This is a genomic window from Tenacibaculum sp. 47A_GOM-205m (assembly GCF_000518405.1).
Taxonomy (GTDB): Bacteria; Bacteroidota; Bacteroidia; order Flavobacteriales; family Flavobacteriaceae; genus Polaribacter; species Polaribacter lutimaris.
In genome coordinates this window covers 653,537-678,943 of record NZ_JADN01000004.1, presented here as the reverse complement: position 1 = coordinate 678,943, position 25,407 = coordinate 653,537, and the positions used below count along the sequence as shown (strand labels likewise).

The window sequence follows — 25,407 nt, the reverse complement described above, 5'->3', positions numbered from 1 at the left end:
TATAAAATAAAAAAAACAACTCCTTTCAATTTTACTCGCTGTTTATATTCGTTCTAAATTAAGATACTAGATTAAGTTCTTAACTTTAACAACGACCTAAACTGCAAATCAACATTTATGGAGCACGTTGTTATTATTGGTAATGGAATTTCTGGGGTTACAGCTGCAAGACACATCAGAAAATTATCAGATAAAAGAATTACCATTATTTCTTCTGAAACTGAAGAGTTTTTTTCAAGAACAGCATTAATGTATGTGTATATGGGACACATGAAATTTGAACATACACAACCTTACGAATCATGGTTTTGGAAGAAAAATAGAATAGAGCTCAAAAAAGGTTATGTTACCAAAGTACATTCATCAAACAAAGAAATTGAATTTAGTAATGGTGAAAAACTATCTTACGATACGTTAGTTATAGCTACGGGTTCTAAACCTAATAAATTTGGATGGCCAGGACAAGATTTAGAAGGAGTCATGGGCATGTATCACAAACAAGACCTAGAATCACTTGAAAAATATGCTCCTAATAACAAAGTTTGTAAAAGAGCTGTTATTGTTGGTGGTGGTTTAATCGGTATCGAACTTGCCGAAATGCTTCATAGTAGAAATATCCCTGTTACTTTTTTGGTTCGTGAAAATAGTTTCTGGAATAAAATTTTACCCCCAGAAGAATCAACTATGATAAATCGCGAAATTTTAGAAAACCATATAGATTTACGCTTAGGAGTGAATCTTAAAGAAATTAAAGCTGATAAAAACGGGCATGTAAAATCTGTAATTATTGAAGAAACTGGCGAAGAAATAGCTTGTGATGTTGTTGGGTTAACCGCTGGGGTTTCTCCTAATATCGATTTTTTGAAAGATTTAGAGATTGAACTTGGTAAAGGAGTTAAAGTAAATCGTTTTTTAGAAACCAACATCAAAAATATCTATGCTATTGGTGATTGTGCTGAACAACACGAAGCTATCGGATTGCGACGTCCTATTGAAGCCGTTTGGTATACGGGTAGAATGATGGGAGAAACCGTTGCCCAAACTATTTGTGGCAACAAAACTCAATATAACCCTGGACACTGGTTTAACTCTGCTAAATTTATTGATATCGAATACCAAACTTACGGCTGGGTATGGCCACAACCTAAAGAAAATGAGGCTCATTTTTACTGGGAACATGAGAGTGGTAAAAAATGTATTCGATTAAATTACGATAAAAACACACAAGAATTTATAGGAATAAACACTTTAGGAATACGTATGCGTCATGCCTTTTTTGACAAAGTATTAACAGAAAAACGTTCTGTAACTTATGTATTAGAACATCTTGCAGACGCTAACTTTGACCCAGAATTTTACAAGCTACATAAACCAGAAATTGTGGCAAAATTCAACAAAGAAAACAATACCAACATTCAATTAAAAAAGAAAAGCTGGAAACGCATTTTTAGCATTTAAACATAATCGTAATGAAAGTAATACAAAACATAGGATTAAGCATCTTTTTACTTGGATTAAGTATTTTCGTTTCTCTAATTTTCTTAGGGAAATATGAACTTAGTTCAGAACTTTTTGAAAAAGTAATCTCTAATAAAGGCATCAAAAGTGAGCTTTTTATTAATGATATAAAGAATAATGTTGTTGGAAAAGAATTTTCCAATCCTTTTTTATTTTCTTCTAAAATTACTTCTGCCTTGGAAATAGCTAATACTACTCACAAAAAAAATAGTGAATGGGATAAAGTTATTTGGAGTAAACCGCATAGTTTTTCTTATGAAATAGCAAAAGAAGCAGGAACAGGAATTATAAAAGAAAATAAAAGTCTTTTTTGGCTACTAACCTTCGGTTTAGGAATTATCGGCTCCTTATTATATATCATTCCAACGGTAATAACTCTTGGTTCTCCTGGTATAAAAAACAACGGGATTTGGCTGAATCCTGCTACTAATAGAGGCTGGATTGGTTGGTTTGTGTTTCTATTTTTAGTAGGATTTTACGTACTACTTTACTTCTATCCAGATTATATTGTAAATTGGACATATGTTGTTGACTCAATTAGCCAATATTTAAGCGGAAACCTAGCTTCTCAATGGTTCTTATATGGCTTTTTGTATTGCGTGGTAATGGTTGTAATGGCTATAAGAATGTACATTAAATACCGTCATAACAAATACCAAACCCTAAGAACAACATCTGTTTTATTTTTTCAAATTGTTTTTGCTTTCTTAATTCCAGAAATCTTAGTTCGTTTTGAAAAACCTTGGTACGATTTTAAAAATGCTTTCCCGTTAGATTATGATTTCTTTTTTAGTTGGAACTTAGATCAGCTAATCGCTAGTGGTGGCTTCGGATTGTTTATCTTAGTTTGGGGAATTGTATTAACCTTAGTAATCGTTCCTGTGATGGTATATTTCTTCGGAAAACGTTGGTACTGCTCATGGGTTTGCGGTTGCGGTGGACTAGCAGAAACTTTAGGTGACCCTTACCGACAACTATCAGATAAATCATTAAAAGCATGGAAGTTTGAACGTTGGATAGTACACGGAGTTCTTATATTTGCCCTAATAATGACTGGTTTTACATTATACTCTTACTTTTCTGGAAGTCAAGAAGTATTAGGTATTAAAACACAAACCATTCAAGATATTTATGGTTTCTTAATCGGATCCATCTTTGCAGGAGTTATCGGTACAGGATTTTACCCAATTTTCGGTAATCGAGTTTGGTGTCGTTTTGGGTGTCCGTTAGCTGCTTATTTAGGAATTGTACAACGTTTTAAATCTCGATTTAGAATTACTACCAATGGCGGGCAATGTATTTCTTGCGGAAATTGCTCTACGTACTGTGAACAAGGTATTGACGTACGTGCTTATGCTCAAAAAGGAGAAAACATAGTACGTGCTAGTTGTGTTGGTTGCGGAATTTGCTCTGCTGTTTGTCCTAGAGGTGTGTTAAAGCTAGAAAATGGTCCAGAAAAAGGTCGTATCAATCCTACAGAAATTTTACTTGGTAATGATGTAGATTTGATGAAACTGGTAAATGAAAAATAAATTTTATTCAACTCTAAAAAGACAATACCTTGCACGCTTTAAAACAGCAAATGAAACCTTTAATCAAAGTAATCATCCCCGCCTATAACGAACAAGATTCTATTGCTCTTGTTATAAATGATATTCCTTCTATAGTAGATGAAGTAATTGTAATCAGTAATAATTCAACTGACTATACCGAAGTTAATGCTAAAAATGCAGGAGCTACGGTACTTTCTGAAAATAGAAAAGGATACGGGTATGCTTGTTTAAAGGGAATGGAATATATTTCACTCAAAAATGAAAAACCTGATATCATTGTTTTTTTAGATGGAGATTATTCTGATTATCCAGAGCAACTAAACGAGCTTGTTGAACCTATACTTAAAGACAATATAGATTTTGTGGTAGGAGCTCGTGTAAAACACTTACGCGAACAAGGTTCTATGACTCCGCAACAAATTTTCGGTAACTGGTTAGCTACAATCTTAATGAAATTATTTTTTAATGCAAAGTTTACTGATTTAGGTCCATTTAGAGCCATAAAATACGACAAGCTTTTAGCTTTACAAATGGAAGACAAAACTTATGGGTGGACGGTTGAAATGCAATTAAAAGCCTTAAAACAAAAGTTAAGTTATACCGAAATACCAATGAAATACAGAAATAGAATAGGTGTTTCAAAAGTTTCAGGAACAGTAAAAGGTAGTATATTAGCCGGCATTAAAATTTTAGGTTGGATTTTTAAATATAGCTTTAAATAATGATTTTAGAATATATAATAATTACGCTATACACCATATCATTAGTTCTTATTCTACTTTATGCTTTAGCACAATTTAACCTGCTGATAAATTATTTAAAAGCACGAAAAAAACAAGATAACTCACCTAAATTTGATTTTTCAAATCCGAACGAAATTCCTTATGTAACCATACAGTTGCCTGTTTTTAATGAGTTGTATGTAATGGAACGTTTATTAAATAATATTGCAAAACTTAAATATCCTCGTGAGAAATTAGAAATTCAAGTACTTGATGATTCTACAGACGAATCGGTTGAAAGCACCGCTAAACAAATAGCAGAGCTCCAAAAAACTAGATTAGACATTCAACATATTAGACGAGAAAATCGTCAAGGGTTTAAAGCTGGAGCTTTAAAAGAAGGACTAAAAACAGCCAAAGGAGAGTTCATTGCTATTTTTGACGCAGATTTTTTACCTAAAGAAAACTGGTTGTTAGAAACGGTTCCTTATTTCAAAGACCCTAAAATAGGGGTAGTCCAAACTCGTTGGGGACACATTAATAGAAACTATTCAACCTTAACAAAAATTCAAGCTTTTGCTTTAGATGCTCATTTTACTTTAGAACAGGTAGGACGAAATAGTCAAGGGCATTTCATTAACTTTAATGGCACTGCTGGTATTTGGCGCAAAGAATGTATTTATGATGCAGGAAATTGGGAAGGAGACACCTTAACTGAAGATTTAGACCTAAGTTATCGTGCACAATTAAAAAACTGGAAATTTAAATACTTAGAAAATGTTGTTACTCCTGCTGAATTACCCGTTGTAATCAGTGCTGCTCGTTCGCAACAGTTTAGATGGAATAAAGGTGGCGCCGAAAATTTTCAAAAAATGCTAAAAAGGATTCTTACTAGTAAGAACATTCCTTTGAAAACTAAAATTCACGGAACACTGCATCTTCTCAATAGTTCAATGTTTACTTGTATTTTTTTAGTTGCTATTTTAAGTATACCTATGTTGTATATTAAAAATGAGTATGCACATTTAAAAATTTACTTTTTAGTAATGAGTTTCTTCATTATAAGTACGCTAATTTTCTTTATTTGTTATTGGTTTATGTACAAGAGAACTTATGGAGGAGGGGCTTTGAACTTTATAAAATACATTGGAGCCTTTTTTGCCTTTTTCTCTATTGCTATGGGATTCTCTTTACATAATACAATTGCTGTTTTAGAAGGTCATTTAGGAAAAAAGAGTGAGTTTGTTAGAACGCCAAAGTTCAATATTAAGTCATTAAAAGACAGCTGGAAAAACAACAAATACATTCGTAAAAAACCTTCGTTACATGTAATTATTGAAGGAGCATTAACGCTGTATTTTGCATTTGGAATGTATAGTGCTTTTATTGTTGGAGATAAAGGCGGTGATTTTGGAATGTTTCCTTTTCACTTAATGTTGTTTGTTGGTTTTGGTTATGTATTTTATAAATCGCTATTTTCTAAGGCATAAATGTCTTTACTTAAAAAATACAACTTTATTATACTAACATTTGTTAGTATATGTTTTTACACCATTTTTGCCTATTCTTTAGAGCGTACCGATTTTTACAAACTACTTGTTTTGTGGATTGGCTTATTTGGTTCTTTTTATTTTTTGCTACAAAACAAACAGACTTCTTTTAAAAATTGGGTTACTATTGCAATTCTTTTTAGGTTAATATTCTTATTTGCCGTACCTAATTTATCGCAAGATTTTTATCGGTTTATTTGGGATGGACGCATGATTTTAGAAGGATTCAACCCTTATTTATCATTACCTCAAACTTTTATTGAGCAAAACAACGCTCCTATTTTACAAGCGACAGAATTGTATAAAGGAATGGGACAATTAAATGGAAGTCATTACACCAACTACCCTCCTATTAATCAATTGTGTTTTTTATTAGCAGCTTTGTTTTCAAAACACAGTATTTTAGGAAGTGTAATAATTATGCGCATCCTCATTATTTTGGCTGATATTGGAGTTTTATACTTCGGTAAAAAACTCTTAGAAAAATTACACTTACCAGTTCATAATATCTTTTTATACATTTTAAATCCGTTTGTAATTATTGAATTTACAGGAAACTTACATTTTGAACCTGTAATGCTATTTTTTCTAGTTTGGAGTTTATACAAATTACAACAGCAAAAATGGATTTGGGCGGGTGTTTTATTAGCCTGTGCAGTTTCCGTAAAACTAATTCCGTTACTTTTTCTACCCTTATTTTATCAATGGTTTATAAAAAATGACATTTCATATATTACAGGAATTAAAAAGTTAATTGGATTTTATACAGTTGTACTATTAACAATTGCCATAACCTTCCTTCCTTTTTTTTCTATTGAATTTATGACGAATTACTCGAATTCTGTAGGGCTTTGGTTTCGAAATTTCGAGTTTAATGCTAGCTTCTACTATATTGCTAGAGAAGTAGGATATTTATTTAGAGGGTACAACGAGATTGCTATTATAGGTAAAATGATACCTATTCTTACCATTAGCTTTCTTTTGATTCTTACTTTTTTCCGAAGAAATATATCTGCTATACAATTAATAACGGCAATGTTGTTAGGTTTGTCCTTTTATTATTTTATAAGTACGACTATGCATCCTTGGTATATTGGTACTCTTTTAATTTTATCGGTATTTACTAAATATCGTTATCCCTTAGTGTGGAGCTTTGTTATAATATTAAGTTATCAAGCTTACGCTAACATTCCTTGGAAAGAAAACCTTTGGTTAATTGCCTTAGAATATGCGATTTTATACTCTTTTATAATTTGGGAGTTAAGCATAAAAAAACCCACTCATAATTGAGTGGGAAAAATTGCTATGAAAAAGAAAAAGAAAGTGGTTTTTAAACCACAATTCAAAGATAAATAAGTTTTTCTTTTTTACAAATACTTTTTAAAAAAAATTTTAATCTTTTTTTTACCCTTTATAAACCTTTGGTTAACACTTTGTAACTTTATTATCTTTCAGTTGGTATTTTCCTCCGCTTTCAAAACAAACAGCATATCCCTTTTCATCAAAATCTAAGCGATGACCATATTCACTTATCCATCCAATTTGCTTAGAAGGATTCCCTACTACTAATGCATAAGGAGCAACTTCTTTAGTTACTACAGCTCCTGCACCAATAAAAGCATACTCACCTATATTGTTGCCGCAAACAATTGTTGCATTAGCGCCGATACTCGCTCCTTTTTTTACAACGGTTTGTAAGTATTGATCTTGTCTTTTAATAGCACTACGCGGGTTAATAACGTTCGTAAACACCATAGATGGCCCTAAAAAAACATCATCTTCGCAAATAACTCCTGTATAAATAGAAACATTGTTTTGAACTTTTACATTACTACCCAATACAACTTCAGGTGATACCACCACATTTTGACCTAAGTTACAATTATTCCCTATTGTACAATTAGGCATAATATGACTAAAATGCCAAATTTTTGTCCCTTCTCCAATTATACAACCATCATCTATAACAGCTGTTTCGTGCGCAAAAAACGTTTTATCTGTATCCATACAAACAAAAATAAAAAAACTCAACCTAAATAGTTGAGCTTTTAATTATTATTCGACTTTAAAAATAATTGGCAATGTATATTTTACTTTTACTTCTTTATTGTTTTGTTTTCCTGGTTGAAACTGTGGGATTTTATTCACCACTCTATCCGTTTCTTTTTCTAATTTCATATGTGGTGCTCTAATTTGAATATCCGTAACGTTACCTGATTTATCAATAACAAACTGCGTTAAGATTTTATATTTTCCGGAACTTAGCCCTACTTTTTGTGCGATAACTGAATTAAAATTTCGTTGAACATGTTGTTGAATTTTTCGTTCAAAACATTTTCTGTTTTCAACTTCAGACAAGCCTTCACAACCTTTAAATACCGGAGTATTTTGTACATTTTTAATTGATATCGGGTCGTCTGCTTTATCAATTATTTCTTCTTCTTTTGCTTGTGATATTGCTGTTACATCTATTATAGGCTCATCAACAGACATTTCAATTATTGTAGTAATTTCAGTATTGTTGTCTACTATTTTTGGCTTAAGAATTTCTTTAACTACTGTTTTTTTCTTCGGTTTTTCTGTTACCTCCTCTACTCTTTTTAAGACAACAGGTTGTTTAAAGGTATAAATAGGTTCATACAACTCACTATTTGATGGTTTTAAAACCGCAACATCTTTTTCTGTTTCATACTCTAAGGCTAGAAAAACTATAAATAAAGTGAGTACCAACCCTAACTGAGTAAAAATAGTTGAGAATTTTTCTAACTGCTTTCTAGCATTCTTTTTTGTTGTTTTCATAGTTCATTTATTTTAAATTACTACTTAGTTGAAAACAAGAAATATGCCAATAAAAAAAGCAATCCTTTTAGGATTGCTTTTTTTATTATGATCTGTAAGTAATTTACTACTCTACGTTAAATGTAATAGGTAATGTATAACCAACTCTTACTGGTCTACCTCTTTGTCTACCTGGTTGCATTTTAGGAATTTTTCTAGCTACTCTTTCAGCCTCTTGCTTTAACCTTGGGTGTGGAGCTCTTGCTGTTACGCTAGTAATAGAACCATCTTTGTCAATCTTAAATTGAACATAGATTCTCTTTTTACCTGGTGCTAAACCTAATTCGTTAGCTAATTCAGCGTTAAAGTTACGTTGAACGTGTTTTTGTAATTGCTTATTTAAACAGTCTTTCTTTTGTTGTTTTGTACCAGTACATCCAGGAAATACAGGAACTTCTTCAATAATAGCAAAAGGTACATCTTCTACTACCTCTTCTACCTCTTCTACCTCTTCGATATCTTCAACAACGATTTCTTCAGATTCATCTGTTTCTGTAGATTCAATAACCGTTTCTTCTACTTCTTTTTCATCTTCTACTACTTCAATTTTTTCAGGAGCTGGTGGTGGTGGTGTATTTGGCTTTGGTTTTGGTGGCTCAATTTGAAGTTCTATAGTTTCTTCTTCAATTTCAGAAGCCATATTAGCCATACCTAAGTCAGCATATTCTTTATCATATGTTTTATGTTCAATAGCAACATACGTTACAAATAAAGCAAAAACCAAACCTATTTGTACAAATAGTTTACTGTAGTTTTCTAAGTTTGATTTTGGATTTTTCTTGATTTCCATCCTAAATGTTTTTAATAGTTCGCTAATTTAATTAATTTATTTCAACTTATACAAGCATAATCTTTAAATAGCTTCATTTTTCTTAAAAAAAGAATTATAAATAATAATAGCTATTAAAATACCCGTCGTATTTGCGATTACATCTAAAATCTCTCCTGATCGATGTGATGTGATTGTAACTTGTAGAACCTCAATAATTATGCCGTAAAGAAAACAACCAAAAGCTATTAAATACTTATTAATTTTTGTTGTTCTTAAGGCGATAAACCACACAAGGCTTAGAACAAAATAAGCGAAAGCATGCTTAATTTTATCTAAATGGTTTATTTGTATAGGTGACTTTCCTAGCTTTATTAAACTAACAATAGCAATACCTAGTGTAATAAGTATTGCTATTGTTATTAGTTTATCCTTTAATAAGCTCTTGATATTGCTCAGCACTTAATAAATCTGCTACTTGTGAATCGTCAGATAATTTTACTTTTATCATCCATCCTTCTCCGTATGGATCAGAGTTTACTAATTCTGGCTCATCTTCTAAAGCTTCATTAAACTCTACTACTTCACCTGATAAAGGCATGAAAAGATCTGAAACTGTTTTTACTGCCTCTACTGATCCGAAAACCTCTTCAGCATCTAATGTTTCATCTAAGGTATCAACATCTACATATACGATATCTCCTAACTCACCTTGTGCAAAATCAGTAATACCAATAGTTGCTACATCTCCTTCTACCTTAACCCACTCGTGGTCTTTGGTATACTTTAATTCTGATGGAATGTTCATTGTAATTATTTTTTATTGTGTTTGTTTTAATTTCCTAAGTTATATACTAAATTAATTCCTGCATTAATTGATTGTCTTGGGAAAGTGGTAGAAACTGCATACTCAAACGTTTGATGATTATAATAAAAAGAAGCGGTTAAATTACTAGTTAAATTATAATCGGCGATAAATTTTAATCCAAATAATTTTTCTCCTCCTGTTATCTGACTATTCTCTTTATCAACACTTCTTATCAACGTTAAGTTGTCTCTTAACGAAACATCTGCTCTTAAATTTATGTCTCCTTTTAAGGTTTCTTTCTTTCCTGTAAATCTGGTGACAAATTTAACATCTCTAATCTTATATCCAAATCCTAAAACATATTCTGTTCCTTTAATATCTGTTAACGTATTATTGTTAAAGTTTAAAGTTAATGTTCTATCTTTTCTTACTTCTCCTTTAAATGAAATAGAGTTTTTCATTCTAAAATCTACTTTTATTAATGGAGAAAACTCATCAATTAAAGTTGCCGACGAAATTAAGAGTTCTGGTTGATAATTACCAGAAGTATTTGTATTTGTTGTACTATTCGCATCATACTGTAAGTTATTCGTATAATTACCTATAGTATAAAGAGAGTTATATCCGTGTGATAAGGTAAATGAACTAAAGTTTTTCTTAAACCATTTATACTTCATAAAACCATTATAACGTAGTGTCCAGTTTGGGATAGGAATGTTTTTAAAGACTCCTGTACTTACCGAATTAGGGCTATTACCAGAATAAGCTGCAATAAATGCAGGCAACATTGCTTGCTGTCCGTTTGTTTTAAATCCTGGATCACTATTAGCAGGATTAGGATCGTTAGCAGTTATACCTTGCTCATTAGCTATTCTTCCTGAAATTTCTTGTCTGTAATCTAAAAAGTTTTGATACAGCGTTTCATTATCTGTAAAAACAGTTCCCAACATAAAATGACTAATACTGTAATTACCTGTTTCAAAAGGTTTGATATTAGGGTCCTGTTCAAAACCTCCGTTTCCGTTAGAAACTACATCTAACTGCTGTGTTAAATTACTCGTTTGAATTCTATTTCCTCGTAAATCGATTGTTAAATCTCTAAACGGTTTTACTGATACAGTATAATCTAACTTTTTGTATCTTGTTTTAGCATAGTTTTTACTGTAATATTCCTCACCAGCATTACGGGTAATTAACCATCCGTTTTCAATTGCTCTGTTTAAAATATCTGTTTGACTACCAAAAACGAATCCTAATGTTGGTGCTAATCCTCCATCATAACTATTTCTTCCTAAAAATCCTACCGAAGGTTTATACCCTTGTAACAAGGTTCCATTATTTTGAGAGTAACTTATTTTTGCTCTTTTTACTGATGTTAATACATCATAAACGCCTTTTCCTAGCTTTTGCCCAAAAGTAGCTTTCTTTTTAAGCTTTGCTTTTTGAGTAACTTGATTTCCTCCTAAAGTAGCAGCACCTTGTTGAGTTGGTTGTTTTTTTACTCCTTTTAACAATAACTTATCTACTCCAATAATTTTATAAAAACGTCCAAAATCTATATTGGTATTTAAGTTATGAGTGTTTGCATTTTGAATCATATTTCCAACTTCTTCAATATAACTTTGCGATCCTGCTTTCCAGTCAAAGTCTGCTGTATAACCATAATCGGCATTAATGAAGTTTAAAAAAGGAAACTTATCTAATGGTAACTTATAAGTTGCGTTTAGTTTTTGATGATAGTTATCTGGCCTACCAATACTAAAAAATTGATCGTAAACCTCTAATTGTTCATCTTCACCAAAACTATCATAAATATAATTATTTGTTGCATTGAAGTTTAATTGTAACGATTTTGTTAAATCAAAACCAATTGTATAATCCCAATTAAATAAAAATCTTCGCTGTATAAGTTCTGGTTGCGCTGTTAGACCAATATCTTGAACTAAATTTCTTGATTGTTGGCTATTGTAGTTTCTATTGATTCTTGAATTAATTGCTACCGTTTTAGGTACTGGATTAAAGTTTAAATCTTTTATAAACTGTAAATACCTGCTCTTAAATCCTTCTGACTTTTTAAAAGGTTCTATGTTAAAAGGCACAAAATTGAAGTTGTAACTAGCTCCTGCCATTACGTTTTTATTCACATACTTTTCAATATTGTAATCTTTATGAAACTCTTCACTATGTGCATACGAAGCAGAGAAGTTTTCTACATCATAAAACTTAGGCTTTTTCTTACTCTCTGGGTTTCTGTTTTTCTTTACATTGATAAAACTAATACTCTTTCTTCTTGTGTAATCTTGGGCATTCTTACTGTTAGGGTTTTTATCAATTGCATCTTCTAACTCTACATCTTGAAACTGCGGATCGTATTTTGGATCTCTGAATTCTTCACCATAAGTATAACTCATTGGCACTTGCATGTTCCATTTTTTAGGCATCATTTTACCTAACTGAACATTGGTTGCTACACTGTATTGCTTAACTTCTTCAATACTTCGTTGCTGAACTCTATCTTCTACATTACCAAAACCAATAGTAGACATTCTACCTGCTAAAGATACATCCATTACATCAGCCATGTTTGCGTCGGCATTTACCACAGCTGCCCAACCTCCTTTATTGTCAAAACCTACAGCACGCAATTCATTAAACCAAACTTCTACTGATTTTGGAGAAGAGGTTGCATTCTTAACCCCTAACATTATGGTTCTTATTTGTGCCAATGTCGGATTACCTTTAACCGAAATATCCAATCCTTTAGAACTTACACCAGCAAAAATGTTAGAAATAGGATCTCCTGTTGGCCTTTGAATTTTAAGATTTGCTAACTCTTCTAGCAAAATATCTAAGTTGTTTTCTTTTGGTAGCCAAACGTCCTCAGGTGATGCATTTGATGTAGATATTTTTAATGGTTTTTCTATTTGATAATAATTATCATTTAAATCAGTACCTAAACGAATAATTGCTACCATATCATCATTACCTGCTCCTTCTGTTGTATTTGGGCTTTCTGCATGTAAAAACATACGTAAGTTTTTATACCTACGCATATCGATACTAATATTTTTATAAATTGTTCGTACGTCATCTGCTTTTAAATCAGTAACTTTTAAAGTTACTGATTGTTCATTCTGACGTTGAATTCTATTGGTTCCTTGTAACTCTTCTCGTTCAATTCCTGGTGGTAATTCATAACGGTCTGGGTTTTGCTCAATACTTACCACACCTATTTCAAACTTATTTAACTCTTCAGGTTGAATAGGAACTGGTACTCCTGACTCTGGTAAAGTTTTCGTATAACGACGCCAATCTCCTCTAACCAATTCCAACTCTCCAAAACGTAATACCACAGGCATTCTAAACTGCGTTAGGAACATTCGTATAAAACGTATACTGTTAAAATCAGAAATTCCATTGATTTTTTGAGCATCTGTAACATTTCTTACAGGTATTCTAAACTGATACCAAGTAGTACTTCTTGTTGAACCGTTTAATAAAGTTACATTTTGTGTTTTAACATCAATGATATGATTTTGTCCTTTTATTAAATCTGTCTTATTTAATGACACCTCATATTCAAAATAACTATTTACCGGATTCATTGTCTGATCCTTGTTAATATCTTCAGTATCTGGATAAGTAGTTGATGATGTTGGATATGATTCTCCTGATTGACTTGCTGTTGGTGAATTTCCTTCTGTACCGTTATAGTTTTTATAACGTGATAAAACTGAAGGGTTAGTACTTTCAATTGCACCCCCTCTAAAAAATTGGAAATTATCTCCTGCTGGATCTTCTAATCCTGCAAATGCAGGGAATTTTGCTCTTTCTTCTTCATCACTCAACCCGTCTAAACCAACATCTTGATTGGTTCTTGCATCATTACTAGAATCAAAAGCATATATGATTGATGGGTTTATAGGCGTTGTTCCCCAAATAGAAGTTTCAACATTTCCTCCATCTACCTTTTGTCCATCAGCAGGAAGTCCATTTTCATACTGTTTCCTTCCGTCTTTTAAAATATCTTCAGAAACATTTCCTAAGTTAATGAATAACTTTCCTACTTGATTAACTTGAGCACTTGGATCAATACCTGCTGGCAACCCTTCTTCAGCTGTGATTGAGTAGTTTTCATACGGATCCATTAACCAAAACTGAATGTACTCTACGTTTGCTTGCTCAAAATTATTGGTAGTTAATGCTCGCATAATACCTCCCCATCGTTCTTCAGAGGTTACTGTATTTGCATTTTCATTATAGTTATACGGTCCTCTTTCAGCAGGGTAATATGCCAAATCTAATGTTCGCACCAAGTTTTGTTGGGTAATATCTAAATCTGTTTCTGGAAACAATTCATTGTAACGAATTTGACGAACCTCATTTCTAGAAAGTTCATTTTCATCAATATTACCTGGTCTGTTACCGCTACCGTAAAATAACTGATCAACATTATACCATGCTAATTTTCCTCTTTTATAATTGTATTCCAATCCAAAAGCACCTCCATCAAATCCTTGTGATTCGGGTGTACTTGCTAAAAACCATTGTTGTGGCGAACTTAAATTGATTGGAATTTGAGAAGCTTCAAAATCATCTAAATATGAAGTTGCTGTACCATCTACATTAATTCCACTAGGAGCACCTGGTAATAAATAAGCCATATCTGCTCTTACCGAAACGTTTGAAGGAACTTCGGTTTCTACAAAAGGTAATTTGTTTGCTAGTTTTGTTAAATAAGGCACTTCTGAAGAGTAATCTAAATTTAACCCTAACATTATATTATCGATAGGCTCTCCTCCAAAGTTTACTTTAGGAGTAATTGGTTTTTCACTAACATTTAAAAAGGTTCCTCCTAAAATAAAATCATCTGAAAAACGATGCTCTACATCTACCCCTATAAATGTTTTTCTTTGTTGATTAAAGAACGTATTATTTTCTACTGAAGCATTAATTGGAATTCCTGATGCTTCTAAACCTGGGTCTAAAATTTGTACACGACCTAACTGGTAATCTACCACATAATCAACCCCTTCAACTAGTTGTCTTCCTCCTGCAGTAACACGTACTGAACCTCTTGGAACATTAAACGCTCCTAAAGAAATTCCTCTACTCGTTTCTGATTTAAAATATCCTTTTAAAAAGAATTTATCTAGGTTTTGATATTCGTTTTTTGCTTGAATCTTGGTTGTTAAATATAATTCTTCAAAACCATATTTAGTTTGATCTGTTGGATTCGTTAACTTTAGTAATAAGTCTTCTCCAAAGGGTTCTGGCTCAGGAAACAAAATATACCCTCTCTCTGAATTTACCGTAACCCCTTCTACATAATCAAAAAAACCATCTCCATTTGTAACTGCATACTCACTTTGATCTAACTTATCTAAGTTCAATAACCTTAATAAAGGTTCATTTTTTAATGATGTGTTGGCCGCATTTTGCAAGGTATTTTGTAGTGTTCCTGTTTCGTCATCACGATACAATAACTCGAAACGAAAACCATCACGTTGTAATGGGAATGCTCCTAAAGCATACACGTTTTTCATCATTAAACGCCATGTAGGAAAAGGTTCTCCAGGACTGGTTGTCGTAGCTGTTCCTGGACGTACCGTATTTAAAATTTCACTACGTAATAATTTTACTGCTATGTTTGAGGGCGCTACAACTCCATCGTTTGAAAACTCCCCTACTCTAAAAACTGTTTCTCCATTCGAAGCTCCTACAACAGTATACTCAAAAGCTACTGCTAAAACTTCTCCGTCATTTAATCGTCTGTTTAACGAAATAAAACCTAACTGAGGGTGTAACTTAAACTCATTAGGCTGTAATCTACGAGCATTTTGCAAATACGTATAGTTAAATCCTTGTCTAGCTGGAACACCAATACCGTTTATTGCATTGTCTACCGTTGCTACGTCTCTAATTTGTTGAAGTGGATCAGTTAATAAACTTGCTAAGTTGTTTACCTCATTATACGGTAAGTTTCTTAAATTTCCATTTATACTAACTTGAGCTGGCGATCCTGTTGTTGTTATTTCTGTTGGATTTACCTCATTGACATCATATGACTCTCCTAAATCGGCGAGAGCAACAATGCTACGATAATCACTTACATTTTGATTTCTATTGGTTACCCAAACTTCTATACGAGTAATGCTAATAGGGCTGCTAATTAATGGATATCTCTCTAGTGCTTTTGAATAGTTTTCTCTAAAGTATTGAGATAAAAAGAAGTGCCTGTCATTATCATAATCAGAAGCTCGCAACTCAAAAGGCTCAATTGTTGCCCCACCTTCAGCTATTACCGTTTTAGACTGTGAATTTTGCTGTGAAAAAGCAGCTGTAACATAAGTTTTACCGAATTGCAATTGTGTTTTTACTCCAAATAACGATTGCGCTCCGTTAATTAACGAGTTTTTAATCGGCATACTAATATTACCAGCTTCAATGTTTCTAATAATATCATCTTCGGTAGGCGTGTACTCTAATTTTATAACATTTTGAAAATCGAAAGTAGACTGTGTGTCGTAATTTGCGGTTACTTTTAATCGCTTTCCTACTTTAGCTTGTATACTCGCACTAATTTGTTGATCAAAATCAAATGTAAAACTACTTTGATTCTCAACAGAAATTTGAGGATTCTCATTGTTTTGATAAACTCCTCCTAGTTTGATATTAATTTGTCCTGTTGGATTTACTTCAACTGTATTTCCGCCAAAAACAGATTCAAAAAACTTGGAATTTACATAATATTTAGGGAGTAAATTTTTACGAGCCGCATCACCTCCTTTTTTCTTCGGATTTGTAGCGTCTACTTTTTCTTTAAAATAATCTTTTAAATCATTCTTTAAACGATACTCATCATACTCTTTTGGTGTCATAAAAATAGGAGTTCCTACATAGTAATCTCCTACTTTTTCAACAATCATAAACTTGTTCAACACCTTATCATAAGTAACTACTTTTTGACTAGGGTTGTTTAAAAAAAGGGCTCCGTTTTGATTGTTTTTAAAATTATACTTGAGAGGAACAACAGTATCTTTCTTAACAGTTTTTGTACTATCGTTTTGCGTATTTTGCGAAAACGAAACAATACTTACAAAAAAAGTAAGTATCGTTAATAGTCTATTCATAACTGTTTTTTCCAAACTTTTTTATAATTTTTTCAACGCCTGCTTTATAAGTATTTCAACACTTGCATCAGGTGTTTCTTTTAATATTCCCCCTATTACTTTATCGGCCTGCTTCCTAACAAAGCCAAGAACCTCTAAAGCAGATAACGCTTCTTCTTTATTTGTATTGTTCTGTACTACAGAAACTTCATCAAGATCAAAGGTTTTTAAAACTTTATCTTTTAAATCTACAATAACGCGTTGTGCTGTTTTTGCTCCAATTCCTTTAACCGATTGTATTAGTTTTACATCTTCTGAAGCAATAGCTTGTTGAACTTCTTTAGAAGTCATTGAAGACAACATAGTTCTCGCAATACTTGGCCCTACACCTGAAACTGAAGTTAATAATAAGAATACTTCTCGCTCCATCTTGGTTGAAAAACCATATAACGTGTGTGCGTCTTCTCTAATAGATAAGTGTGTATATAATAACACATATTCATCATTTGGTAATGATGAATATGTGTTTAGTGAAATGTGTAGTAAATACCCTACCCCGTTACAATCAACAACGGCGTATGTAGGATTTTTCTCCACAAGCTTCCCCCTAATTTGTGTTATCATCCAGCGATTTTTTTCTATTTGCCTAAAATAGACAAAATTATTTTTTAAAAAAAGTTTCCTAACCCACTAAGAGTTCTGAAGCTCTTTCTTTTTAGCTTTCATTTCTTTGTTCTGAGCATCAACAACTGCTACCGCAGCCATGTTTACCATTTCATCTACACTAGCACCTAATTGTAAAATATGCACTGGTTTACTCATTCCTAACAAAATAGGTCCGATAGACTCTACTTCATCTACAGCTTTCATTAACTTATACGTAATGTTTGCCGACTCTAAATTAGGGAAAATTAAAACATTGGCTCTTTTTCCATTTAATTTAGAAAACGGGAATTCTTTAGCCAATAACTCAGGGTTCAAAGCAAAATCTGCTTGTAACTCACCATCAACAACAACATTAGGATAATTGCGATGGATATACGAAACTGCCTCTCTAATTTTTGTTGAACTTTCAGATTTAGAAGAACCAAAGTTTGAAAAACCTAACATTGCTACATTTGGCTTCATTCCAAACATTTTAGCCAACACCGATGTTAATTGTGTAATTTTAGCTAAATCCTTTGCAGTTGGATTAATATTGATAGTTGTATCTGCCAAGAACATTGGACCTTGCTTGGTTAGCATCATATTTGTTGCTGCAACTCTTGTTACTCCTTGATCTTTTTCAATCAGTTCTAACATTGGTTTTACTACTGAAGGATAAGGCCTAGAGTATCCTGTAATTAAAGCGTCTGCCTCACCAGAATTCACCATCATTGCTGCAAAATAGTTACGCTCGCGCATCCATTTTTGTGCTTCTAAAAATGTAACTCCTTTACGTTGTCTTGTTTTCCAGAAAGCTTCAGCATAACGATTTCTTCTAGCTTCTTCTTCATCTGTTTTAGGATCAATAATCGGTATATCAGCATCAAAACCTAACTCAGCTTTTAATTCTAAAATAATCTCTCTTCTTCCTAATAAAATTGGGTGTCCAATTTTTTCTTCATAAACTCTCTGCGCTGCTTTTAACACATCTAAATGATCTGCTTCTGCAAACACTAATCGTTTTGGATCTTTCTTAGCTCGGTTATGTAACATCCTAACCTCTTTACTTCCTGTTCCTGAACGATCCATTAATTCTTCTCGGTACTTATCCCAATCTTCAATAGGTTCTTGAGCTACACCAGAATCCATTGCGGCTTTAGCAATTGCTGGTGGAATTTCATAAATTAATCTTGGATCAAATGGCTTTGGAATGATGTATTCTTTTCCAAAAGAAAGGCTTACCTCATCATATACAATGTTTACCTGTTCCGGTACTGATTGTTTTGCTAAGTCTGCTAACGCATGTACCGCTGCCATTTTCATTTCTTCATTAATCTTCTTAGCACGCACATCTAATGCTCCACGGAAAATAAATGGAAAACCTAACACATTATTCACCTGATTAGGATGATCTGACCTTCCTGTTGCCATGATAATATCTTCTCTTGTCGCTATTGCTAAATCGTAATCAATTTCTGGTTCTGGATTCGCCATTGCAAAAACGATAGGATTTTTTGCCATAGACAATAACATCTCAGGAGAAACCACATTTCCTTTAGATAAACCAATAAACACATCCGCATTTAACATGGCTTCTTCTAAAGTATTCACATCTATATGTGTAGCAAACTCAGCTTTTTGAGAGGTTAAATTCTCATTATCTTTTCTAATGACACCTTTACTGTCGCACATGATTACGTTTTCGCGTTTAGCTCCAAGAGCTACATACAAACGTGTACATGAAATAGCTGCTGCTCCTGCTCCATTCACCACTATTTTAACATCCTCAATATTTTTTTTATTAATCTCTAATGCATTTTTTAAGGCTGCTGCAGAAATAATTGCGGTTCCGTGCTGGTCATCGTGCATTACAGGAATATCTAATTCCTCTTTTAATCTTCTTTCAATTTCAAAAGCTTCTGGAGCTTTGATATCTTCTAAGTTAATTCCTCCAAAAGTAGGAGCAATTGCTTTTACTGTTTCAACAAATTTATCTACATCTGTTGCGTCAACTTCAATATCAAAAACATCAATATCAGCAAAAATCTTGAATAGCAATCCTTTTCCTTCCATTACTGGTTTAGACGCTTCAGGGCCAATATCACCCAATCCTAAAACAGCTGTTCCGTTTGAAATTACAGCTACTAAATTACCCTTTGATGTATATTTATAAACGTTGTTTTTATCTTTCGCTATTTCTAAACAAGGCTCAGCAACTCCTGGTGAATACGCTAATGATAAATCGTGTTGAGTTGCGTATTTTTTGGTAGGTACTACTGCTATTTTTCCTGGCTTCGGTTTGGCATGATAAAGTAAAGCTTCATGCCTTTTTCTAGAATCTCTCATAGGTTCGTTCTTGTTTGTTTGAACTTACAAATATACATTTTGTTTGTTAAGTAAAAATAATTTCCCTATTCATAAAAATTATACTAACTCCTTAAACTCTTTTTAATATTAAGGACTAAATCTAAGAATAACAAAGCCTCTAAATAAAATTATTAAAAAATAATTGATAACCTGACAAAAGTCATATTTACTCTTTCTTTTTCTCCTCAAATTTGCCCTAACCTTAAACCAATAGAAATGGAAACTACACAAAGACACATTATTGACGAAGAAGTACAATGGGATAAAACTAAAACCATTGTAAGTAAAACTGACGTCTACGGAACAATTTTATATGCTAACGATGTTTTTTCTAATACTTGTGAATATAGCACTATTGAATTAGTAGGAGAACCTCACAACATTATTCGCCACCCTGATATGCCTAAAGTAGCCTTTAAGGTATTATGGGATGCTTTAAAAAAAGGAGAGAACTTTCATGCTATCGTTAAAAACTTAACAAGAACTGGAAGATACTACTGGGTTATTACTGACTTTACTATTGACAAAGATGACGAAGGTAAAATTACAGGATATACAGCAAGAAGAAAAGCAGTACCTGACGGTGTTGTAAAAAAAATTGAACCTATTTACAAGACTCTTTTAAAATTAGAAAAACTAAAAGGAGAAAAAGCTAGTGAAATGTATTTTGAAGCTTATTTAAAAGAAGAAGTAGGTAAAAGTTATAATGAATTTGTAGTTGATTTATTTAACGAAGAGCTATCTAAAGAGGAAGCTGAAAAAGTTAAATCAGAAACAAATCCGCTAAAAAAAGGATTAAACTGGTTCTTCTTTGGAGACACCAATCCAACATAAAAATATATCACATCCCCGATAATTCCCCTAAAAATGTATTTTCGAAAGGGTTGAAACTTCTGTTTCAGCCCTTTTTTTCTTCTAATGTTTTTTATAAGAATAACACATATCTATCATTCAAAAAACAAAACTAACACATTGCTATTCTAGCTATTAAACAAAACTAAATAAAGATTATTTCTTTTAACAAATTTTAACCCTTATAAGAAAAACCTAAAGGCTTTTTGTATCAAAAAGCCTTATATTTGCCCCTTATTACAAGTAAACCACCCCGAATAACTATTAAAACAAAAAAAATGCACACAAACAATGCTCTAAGACCTTCCAAGGTTATAGATGAGGAAGTAAAATGGGACAAGTCTAAAACTATTATTAGTAAAACTGACCCTGTAGGAACTATTTTATACATGAATGATGCTTTTGAAGAAGCTTCAGAGTATAATAAAATAGAACTTATTGGAGAACCTCACAACGTCATCAGACACCCAGATATGCCTAAAGTTGTATTTAAGGTGTTATGGGACAACTTAAAACAAGGAAACAACTTTCATGCTATTGTAAAAAACTTAACAAGAACTGGTAGATACTATTGGGTTATCACAGATTTCGATGTTGAAAAAGATGAAAAAGGAAAAATTACAGGTTACACAGGTAGAAGAAAATCTTTACCTGAAAGTGTTGTAAAAAAAATAGAGCCTTTATATAAAACTCTATTAGAAATTGAAAAAGTTAAAGGTGAGAAGGCAAGTGAATTATATTTCAATTCTTTCTTACAAGAAGAGGTTAATGCATCATATGACGATTTTGTTGTAAAGCTTTTTGAAGAAGATGCTGCTAACTTAAAAGAGGCAGATAAAAAGGCTCCGGCAAAAGAAAGTGGAATGATTAAAAAAGGACTTAATTGGTTCTTCTTCGGAGAAACAAACCCTAAATAATTTTCAAAAAACATAAATAAAACCGCTTTTAAAAGCGGTTTTATTGTTTTATAAAATCAATATTTCTTAATAATCCTGAAAACTTAGTACGTTTAACTGCCGATTTTTTAAACACTTTACTAAAGGTTTCTTGTGTTAACTCTTGCCAGTCACGTTTATTCATTTGTAACAAGTTTTCTTGAGGTGCAAATAAACTTTCTTCATGTGGTTGTGAAAAACGATTCCACGGACAAACATCTTGACACACATCACAACCAAACATCCAATCTTGCATTTCTCCTTTAAATTCTGACGGAATTGCATCCTTTAACTCAATTGTTAAGTACGAAATACACTTACTACCATCAACTGTATTATTAGGTAAAATAGCTTGTGTTGGACACGCATCAATACAGCGAGTACAACTACCACAATGATCTGTCTTAAAAGGTTTATCGTACTCTAATTCTAAATCGATAATTAATTCAGCTAAAAAGAAAAACGAGCCTTGTTGCTTTTGAATTAACAACGAATGTTTTCCATTCCAACCCAACCCTGATTTTTGCGCCCATGCTCGTTCCATAACTGGTGCCGAGTCTACAAAGCAACGTCCGGAAACTTCTCCAATCTCATCATTTATCAACTGCAACAATTCACGCAATTTACCTTTAATGATATGATGATAATCTTGTCCGTAAGCATATTTTGAAATCTTATAACTTCCTTCTTGTTGAACTTCCGAAGGAAAATAGTTGTACGACAAAGAAATTACAGATTTCGCTCCGTCAACCAATAAACGTGGATCTAAACGTTTATCAAAATGATTTTCCATATAATGCATCTCACCATGATATCCGTTCTGCAACCATTTTTCTAACCGAGGAGCTTCTTCTTCTAAAAAGTCAGCTTTTGCAATACCACAACCTAAAAAACCCAAACGTTTTGCTTGTGTTTTTATAAAATTTGAGTATTGCTGTTTCTTATTCAAAATATGTGTTTTTAACAGTGCAAAATTACCAAAAGAAAAATTATAATTTTATTCACTTTCTATTTACAAATAAATGTTGAAATTTGTTCGTTAGTATTACATGACAAACTTTATTCATAATGAAAAAGATATATAAAATAATAGTAGGCATTGTAGTTTTTTTCTTCATCCTTTTGGTTAGTATTCCCCTACTATTTCAAGATAAAGTGATAAACTTGGTAAAAACTACCATTAATAACAACGTAAATGCGAAAGTTGATTTTAGTGATTCTAGCTTAAGCTTACTTAGAAATTTCCCAAATGCATCAGTTCAATTATCTAACCTTACGGTTATTAATAATGCTCCTTTTGAAGGTGATACTTTAGTATATGCTAAAGAGGTAAATTTAGCATTAAAACTTACTGAGCTTTTTAAAGCTTCTTCTGAACAGCTGAATATTAAATCATTTACTATTGATGATGCTTTGGTAAATGTATTAGTTGATAAAAAAGGAAATGCCAACTATGATATTGCTAAGCCTTCTGAAACAGAAGACACAAAAGATGAAGAGCCATCTACTTTCGGGCTATCTATTAATTCATACGCTATTAACAATGCTACGATAAAGTACAATGATAAGCAGGGTAAACTAAACCTTGAGCTAACTGAGTTAAATCATAGTGGAAGTGGTGATTTTTCTCAATCAAATACAGAATTAGATACTCAAACATCTACTTTAGTTTCTTTTGGAATGGACGGTAACTCTTATGCCAAAAATCAAAAAATAGAGTTAGATGCTATTTTAGGAATGGACTTAACAAATATGAAGTTTTCTTTCTTAAAAAATGAAGCTAAATTAAATAACCTTCCATTGGTATTTGATGGTTTTGTTCAAATAAACGAAAAAAATCAGGAGGTTGATATCAACTTTAAAACACCTTCGTCTGACTTTAAAAACTTCTTAGGATTAATTCCTGAAGCCTACACTAAAAGTATTGCTGGAGTAAGTACTACTGGTAATTTTAGTGTAGACGGAAAAGTAAACGGAATTATCGACGATAAACACATTCCGAAGTTAGACATCACTATGAAGTCTAACAATGCTTCGTTTAAATACCCTGATTTACCAAAAAGTGTTCAAAACATCAACATAGATACACAAATTAAGAATACTACTGGTAAAGTTGAAAACACCTTTGTTTCTATTAATAATTTATCTTTTAAAATTGATGAAGACACCTTTTCTGGAAAAGGTAATGTATATAATTTAACTACCAACCCTAAAGTAAACGCTACAGTTAAAGGAACACTAAACCTTGCTAAATTAAGTCAAGCATATCCTATTGATTTACAAAACGAATTAAGCGGTATTTTAAAAGCAGATTTACATACTGAATTTGACATGAAAGCTATAGAAAACAGTGTTGTAAGCCGTATTAAAAACAATGGAAAAATAGAGGTTAGTAATTTTGTTTTTTCTTCGGAAGATGTAGTTAACCCACTTCATATTAAAAACACCATTGTTACTTTTACACCTAGCACTGTTTCATTAACTAAGTTTGATGCTACTACAGGAAAAAGTGATTTAAACGCTACAGGAACCCTTAAAAACTTATTAGGTTTTTTACTTTCTGACAACAAATTACAAGGAAACTTCAACTTAAATTCAAATGCCTTTTATGTAAGTGATTTTATGCAAGAAAATCCAGAAACGTCTGAGAAAAAAGAAGAAACTTCTAATCAAAACACACCTAGTGAATCTTTAAAAATCCCTGCTTTCTTGAACTGTTCTGTAAAGGCAAATGCAAAAACAGTACATTATGATAATTTAACCCTACAAAACGTAAGAGGTACACTTCTTTTAAAAGACGAAAAAGCCATCTTACAAAATATGAATGCTGGTATTTTTAATGGTCAAATTGCTTTAAATGGGGAAGTTAATACACAAAAAGAAAAACCTACTTTCGACATGAAATTAGGTATTAAGTCTTTCGATATAGCACAATCGTTTACTAGTTTAGATTTATTACAATCATTAAGCCCAATTGCGGGCGCCATGAGTGGTAAATTAAATTCAGATATTGATTTATCTGGTAGTTTAAATGATGATTTTACACTAAACTTAGCTTCAGTTTCTGGTAAAGCACTAGCTGAGTTATTAACAACTAGTATTAATCCTGAAAAAACCAAAGCGTTAAGTTTACTAAATGATAAATTATCGTTTATAGACTTAACAAAACTAGATTTATCTGATATTAAAACACACCTGTCTTTTAAAGAAGGTAAAGTGGTGGTAAAACCATTTGATTTAAAATATAATGACATTGGTATTACTGTTGGTGGAAGCCATGGATTTGATAAAACAATGAACTATAATGTTACGTTGAATGTTCCTGCTAAATATTTAGGTAATGAAGCACAAGGACTACTTTCAAAATTAAGTGCTAAAGAACAACAAAACATTACTGTTCCTGTTACCGCAAGTATTGCTGGAAACATGACTAATCCTTCTGTAAAAACAGATTTATCATCATCAGTTACTAAGTTGAGTCAGCAATTAGTTCAGCAACAAAAAGACAAGCTGGTTAACAATGCTATAGGTGGATTATTAGGAAATAAGAAGAAAGATAGTACTGCTACAACCACTAAAAAGGATGAAACTGTTAAAAAAGTAACAGACGTTTTAGGTGGCTTATTTGGAAAAAAGAAAAAAACGCAACAAAAAGATACAGTTAAGTAATTTTATGTAACGTTTTTTCTACCTCATAGTCTTACTATAATTAAGAGAACTTTGTAAGTTATTTAACAC

The 25,407-nt window shown here is 32.2% G+C and carries 17 protein-coding genes; 8 read left to right on the top strand and 9 right to left on the bottom strand.

Annotated features, from left to right (window positions below; all coding sequences use genetic code 11):
* Positions 1–117 precede the first annotated feature (117 nt).
* The 5 genes from N534_RS0106800 to N534_RS0106780 are packed head-to-tail and all read left to right on the top strand — an operon-like array spanning position 118 to position 6,633.
* The gene (locus tag N534_RS0106800; RefSeq protein WP_028891764.1) at positions 118–1,458 is read left to right on the top strand and encodes an NAD(P)/FAD-dependent oxidoreductase; all 1,341 of its coding nucleotides are present in this window, start codon (positions 118–120) and stop codon (positions 1,456–1,458) included.
* Positions 1,459–1,469: 11 nt separating this feature from the next.
* Positions 1,470–3,050, top strand: a complete 1,581-nt coding sequence (locus N534_RS0106795; protein WP_028891763.1) for a 4Fe-4S dicluster domain-containing protein — start codon at positions 1,470–1,472, stop codon at positions 3,048–3,050.
* Between the two features lie 50 nt (positions 3,051–3,100).
* A complete protein-coding gene (locus tag N534_RS0106790; protein WP_028891762.1) occupies positions 3,101–3,793 on the top strand; it encodes a glycosyltransferase family 2 protein in 693 nt (230 codons plus the stop codon).
* The gene (locus N534_RS0106785; protein ID WP_028891761.1) at positions 3,793–5,283 is read left to right on the top strand and encodes a cellulose synthase family protein; all 1,491 of its coding nucleotides are present in this window, start codon (positions 3,793–3,795) and stop codon (positions 5,281–5,283) included. The genes N534_RS0106790 and N534_RS0106785 overlap by 1 nt, the downstream gene beginning before the upstream one ends.
* Entirely contained in the window at positions 5,284–6,633 is a 1,350-nt protein-coding gene (locus N534_RS0106780) for a DUF2029 domain-containing protein (protein ID WP_028891760.1), read from the top strand.
* A gap of 135 nt (positions 6,634–6,768) precedes the next feature.
* On the opposite strand, the gene N534_RS0106775 is transcribed toward N534_RS0106780, so the two are convergent.
* The 8 genes from N534_RS0106775 to N534_RS0106740 all read right to left on the bottom strand — a co-directional run bounded on the left by N534_RS0106775 (position 6,769) and on the right by N534_RS0106740 (position 19,861).
* Positions 6,769–7,350, bottom strand: coding sequence for an acyltransferase (locus tag N534_RS0106775; RefSeq protein WP_038005596.1), 582 nt, complete (start codon positions 7,348–7,350; stop codon positions 6,769–6,771).
* 48 nt (positions 7,351–7,398) lie between these two features.
* On the bottom strand, positions 7,399–8,142 hold the full coding sequence (locus N534_RS0106770; protein ID WP_028891758.1) for an energy transducer TonB: 744 nt from the start codon (positions 8,140–8,142) through the stop codon (positions 7,399–7,401).
* Positions 8,143–8,248: 106 nt separating this feature from the next.
* Positions 8,249–8,971 carry an energy transducer TonB gene (locus tag N534_RS0106765; protein WP_028891757.1) on the bottom strand — a complete coding sequence of 241 codons (723 nt, stop codon included), beginning with the start codon at positions 8,969–8,971 and terminating at the stop codon, positions 8,249–8,251.
* Between the two features lie 63 nt (positions 8,972–9,034).
* Positions 9,035–9,412 (bottom strand): VanZ family protein, encoded by a 378-nt coding sequence (locus tag N534_RS15555; RefSeq protein WP_028891756.1) that lies wholly within the window; start codon positions 9,410–9,412, stop codon positions 9,035–9,037.
* Positions 9,378–9,758, bottom strand: a complete 381-nt coding sequence (gene gcvH / locus N534_RS0106755; protein WP_028891755.1) for a glycine cleavage system protein GcvH — start codon at positions 9,756–9,758, stop codon at positions 9,378–9,380. The genes N534_RS15555 and gcvH overlap by 35 nt, the downstream gene beginning before the upstream one ends.
* A 26-nt stretch (positions 9,759–9,784) precedes the next feature.
* A complete protein-coding gene (gene sprA / locus N534_RS0106750) occupies positions 9,785–16,891 on the bottom strand; it encodes a cell surface protein SprA (RefSeq protein ID WP_028891754.1) in 7,107 nt (2,368 codons plus the stop codon).
* A 21-nt stretch (positions 16,892–16,912) separates the two neighbouring features.
* The gene (gene ruvA, locus N534_RS0106745) at positions 16,913–17,494 is read right to left on the bottom strand and encodes a Holliday junction branch migration protein RuvA (RefSeq protein WP_028891753.1); all 582 of its coding nucleotides are present in this window, start codon (positions 17,492–17,494) and stop codon (positions 16,913–16,915) included.
* Between the two features lie 66 nt (positions 17,495–17,560).
* Complete coding sequence (locus tag N534_RS0106740; RefSeq protein ID WP_028891752.1) at positions 17,561–19,861, bottom strand: NADP-dependent malic enzyme; 2,301 nt, start codon at positions 19,859–19,861, stop codon at positions 17,561–17,563.
* Between the two features lie 237 nt (positions 19,862–20,098).
* Between N534_RS0106740 and N534_RS0106735 the strand changes: the two genes are divergently transcribed.
* Both N534_RS0106735 and N534_RS14525 read left to right on the top strand, forming a co-directional pair.
* Positions 20,099–20,716, top strand: coding sequence for a PAS domain-containing protein (locus N534_RS0106735; RefSeq protein ID WP_028891751.1), 618 nt, complete (start codon positions 20,099–20,101; stop codon positions 20,714–20,716).
* A 296-nt stretch (positions 20,717–21,012) separates the two neighbouring features.
* On the top strand, positions 21,013–21,651 hold the full coding sequence (locus N534_RS14525) for a PAS domain-containing protein (protein ID WP_081728296.1): 639 nt from the start codon (positions 21,013–21,015) through the stop codon (positions 21,649–21,651).
* 40 nt (positions 21,652–21,691) lie between these two features.
* Here the strand turns inward: N534_RS14525 and queG are convergent, their stop codons facing one another.
* Entirely contained in the window at positions 21,692–22,618 is a 927-nt protein-coding gene (queG, locus tag N534_RS0106725) for a tRNA epoxyqueuosine(34) reductase QueG (RefSeq protein WP_028891749.1), read from the bottom strand.
* A 119-nt stretch (positions 22,619–22,737) separates the two neighbouring features.
* Here queG and N534_RS0106720 point away from each other — a divergent pair, with 119 nt between their 5' ends.
* Complete coding sequence (locus N534_RS0106720) at positions 22,738–25,338, top strand: AsmA family protein (protein WP_028891748.1); 2,601 nt, start codon at positions 22,738–22,740, stop codon at positions 25,336–25,338.
* The last annotated feature ends 69 nt before the right edge of the window (positions 25,339–25,407 follow it).

Bases quoted from the DNA above. Each gene is read 5' to 3' on its own strand.
- N534_RS0106800 (WP_028891764.1), top strand. From the start codon at position 118: ATGGAGCACGTTGTTATTATTGGTAATGGAATTTCTGGGGTTACAGCT.
- N534_RS0106795 (WP_028891763.1), top strand. From the start codon at position 1,470: ATGAAAGTAATACAAAACATAGGATTAAGCATCTTTTTACTTGGATTA.
- N534_RS0106790 (WP_028891762.1), top strand. From the start codon at position 3,101: ATGAAACCTTTAATCAAAGTAATCATCCCCGCCTATAACGAACAAGAT.
- N534_RS0106785 (WP_028891761.1), top strand. From the start codon at position 3,793: ATGATTTTAGAATATATAATAATTACGCTATACACCATATCATTAGTT.
- N534_RS0106780 (WP_028891760.1), top strand. From the start codon at position 5,284: ATGTCTTTACTTAAAAAATACAACTTTATTATACTAACATTTGTTAGT.
- N534_RS0106775 (WP_038005596.1), bottom strand. From the start codon at position 7,350: ATGGATACAGATAAAACGTTTTTTGCGCACGAAACAGCTGTTATAGAT.
- N534_RS0106770 (WP_028891758.1), bottom strand. From the start codon at position 8,142: ATGAAAACAACAAAAAAGAATGCTAGAAAGCAGTTAGAAAAATTCTCA.
- N534_RS0106765 (WP_028891757.1), bottom strand. From the start codon at position 8,971: ATGGAAATCAAGAAAAATCCAAAATCAAACTTAGAAAACTACAGTAAA.
- gcvH (WP_028891755.1), bottom strand. From the start codon at position 9,758: ATGAACATTCCATCAGAATTAAAGTATACCAAAGACCACGAGTGGGTT.
- sprA (WP_028891754.1), bottom strand. From the start codon at position 16,891: ATGAATAGACTATTAACGATACTTACTTTTTTTGTAAGTATTGTTTCG.
- ruvA (WP_028891753.1), bottom strand. From the start codon at position 17,494: ATGATAACACAAATTAGGGGGAAGCTTGTGGAGAAAAATCCTACATAC.
- N534_RS0106740 (WP_028891752.1), bottom strand. From the start codon at position 19,861: ATGAGAGATTCTAGAAAAAGGCATGAAGCTTTACTTTATCATGCCAAA.
- N534_RS0106735 (WP_028891751.1), top strand. From the start codon at position 20,099: ATGGAAACTACACAAAGACACATTATTGACGAAGAAGTACAATGGGAT.
- N534_RS14525 (WP_081728296.1), top strand. From the start codon at position 21,013: ATGCACACAAACAATGCTCTAAGACCTTCCAAGGTTATAGATGAGGAA.
- N534_RS0106720 (WP_028891748.1), top strand. From the start codon at position 22,738: ATGAAAAAGATATATAAAATAATAGTAGGCATTGTAGTTTTTTTCTTC.